Source organism: Streptomyces calidiresistens (assembly GCF_014141525.1).
In the GTDB taxonomy this organism is placed as follows: domain Bacteria; phylum Actinomycetota; class Actinomycetes; order Streptomycetales; family Streptomycetaceae; genus Streptomyces; species Streptomyces calidiresistens.
In genome coordinates this window covers 1-2,555 of the sequence record NZ_VKHS01000763.1, presented here as the reverse complement: position 1 = coordinate 2,555, position 2,555 = coordinate 1, and the positions used below count along the sequence as shown (strand labels likewise).

Here is a 2,555-nt window from a genome sequence, read left to right as displayed (position 1 = left end):
CCCCCGCCCCCGGCAGGAGCGCCACGTCGCCGTGGAGGTCGGTGCGCAGCACCGCCGTTCCGGCCGCCGCCAGATCCGCGAGCAGGGCCGGGGCGGGGTGGCCGTAGGTGTTGTCGGCGCCGCAGCTGATCAACGCCGTACGGGGAGCGAGGCGTTCGAGCAGGGGTGGGTGCTGGTGGGCCGAGCCGTGGTGCGGCACCTTCAGGACATCCACCGCCGGCAGATCGGGATGTTCGGCGAGCAGGGCCCGCTGCGCGGGGGGTTCCAGATCGCCGGGCAGCAGAACCGTCATCCCGGCGGTGCGGAGCAGCAGCGTGACGCTGGAGTCGTTGGAGCCGTAACCCCGGGGATCCTCCGGCGGCCAGAGCACCTCCCACGTCAGGTCGGGGCCGGTCGAACGGCGCTCGCCGGGGCGGGAGACCATCACCGGCAGCCCTGCCTCCCGCGCCACCCGGTCCACGAACTCCGCCTGCTCGGGGACCTCCCGCACCGGTGAGACCTGCACCGCCCCGACCGTCCGTCCGCGCAGCACGCCCGGCAGACCGGCCACGTGGTCGGCGTGGAAGTGGGTGAGCACGACCAGCGGCACCCTGCGTACGCCCAGTCCGCGCAGACAGGCGTCGATCGCGAGCGGGTCGGGTCCGGCGTCCACGACGACGGCGGTCGCGGGACCGGCGGCGAGCACCGTGGCGTCCCCCTGCCCGACGTCACAGGCGACGATCCGCCATCCCCCCGGCGGCCAGCCGGTGAGACCGCGCAGCAGCGGATCGAGGCCCGCCGGGCGCAGGATCGCGGCGAGGAGGATGAGCGCCAGGCAGCAGGCGGACACCGGGCGGCGACGCCATCGGCGCAGGAGCGGGACCAGGGCGAGGGTGACCACCCCCAGCACCAGCGCCCCCCACCACCCGCCCGGCCAGTCGATCACCGCGCCGGGCAACGAGGAGCCGCGCAGGGCGACACCGGCGATCCACTCGGTGGGCCAGGAGGCCCACCACGCGAGATGGGCGGCCGGGCCGGGCAGGAAGGGTGCCAGGGCCAGCGCGGCCCATCCCAGGACCAGGGCCGGGGTGAAGGCGAGCTGCGCCAGGATGTTGCACGGGATCGCCACCGGACTGACCCGCTCGGCGAAGACCACGACGATCGGCGCGCACACCGCCTGGGCCGCCGCGGCGGAGGCCAGCGCGTCGGCCGGCCCGCCCCGCATCCCCCGACGGCGCAGGGCCGCGCTCCAGCGCGGTGTGAGGGTCAGCAGGGAGGCCGTGGCCGCCACCGAGAGCAGGAACCCGAAGGACCGGGCGCGGGACGGGTCGTGGAGGACGAGCAGCAGGACGGCGGCGGCCAGGGCCGGGAGGAGCGATCGGGTCCGGCCGGTGGCCAGGGCGACCATGGCGATCCCGCCGCACACCGCCGCCCGCAGGACGCTCGGCCCGGGGCGGCACAGCACGACGAAGAAGACCACCAGGCAGCCGCCGAGGAGGGCGGTGGTGCGCAGCGACAGGCCCAGGCGGGCGGCCAGGCCCCCGCGCTCGGCCAGGGCCGCCCGGCCGGGGGAACCGAGCAGTACCGCCAGGAGTACGCCGAGGTGGGCGCCGCTGACCACGACGAGGTGGGACATGTCCACCGCCCGGACGGCGTCCAGGAGCCCGGGCGGGAGGCCGGTGGTGTCCCCGATGACCAGGGCCGGCAGGAGTCCGCGCGGGGTTTCCGGCAGATCGGCGACGGCCTCCACGAGCCCCGCCCGCAGCCGGCCCGCCACCCGCTGGGCGAGCGGTGGCCCCCGGACGACCTCCGGGGGTTGTCCGCCCCGTACCCGGAGAATCGCCACCGGGCCGTCGGTCCGGTCGCCCTTCGGTTCCACGGGCCGGGCGGTCAGCGAGACGACGCTGCCGGGCAGCAGCCGCGACCAATCGGGGTGCGCGTCCTCGACCACCAGCAGGACCGGGGTGCGGACCGCCGTCGCCGCCCCGGCGGTCCCGGAGCCGGCGACGGAGACCCGACGTGCCGTTCCGGCCACCAGCAGGGGAGGGGGGCCGCCGAAGGAGGGCGCCCGGGCGGGCTTCGGGTCCCCGTCGATCCCGACCTCGACCACCGCCGGGAGGCCGTCGCGGGCCGCGCCGGGCAGTGGGCCGGCCCGTGCCGCCGCGGTGTGCAGTGCCGCCACCGCGCCGCCGGTCGCGGCACACAGCAGCACCACGGCGCACACCACCGGGGCACGGCCGCCCCCCGGCCCGGACACCCCGACGGGCGGGGACGACCGGGAACGGCGGCGCGACCGGAGGGCCGCGCCGGTGAGAACCGTTCCCCCGAGAACGCACAGTGCGAGGAGGGAGGGCAGGAGAGAAGGGGGCGTCACCGGGGCGAGGGCCGCCCCCGCCCAGCAGGCGGCGGCCGGGAGGAGGAGCCGGAGGTCGGTGGGACCCTCCTCCCGCGGGTGGGCGTGGCCCAGCCGACCCGCGCCCGCGTGGAGCGGATGCCGGGAGCCCGCGGGTGGGCGGTCGGTGTCGCCGTGGGGGCGGGAAGCGGTACCGGCGCGCCGGAGGGGCGAGGACTCGGGG

Annotated in this window: 1 protein-coding gene; it reads right to left on the bottom strand. The window is 77.7% G+C overall.

What is annotated here, in order from left to right; genetic code table 11:
* Positions 1 to 2,194, bottom strand: a 2,194-nt coding sequence (locus FOE67_RS22475) for a ComEC/Rec2 family competence protein (protein ID WP_323385302.1), incomplete at its 3' end; no start/stop codon positions are given.
* Positions 2,195 to 2,555 lie beyond the last annotated feature (361 nt).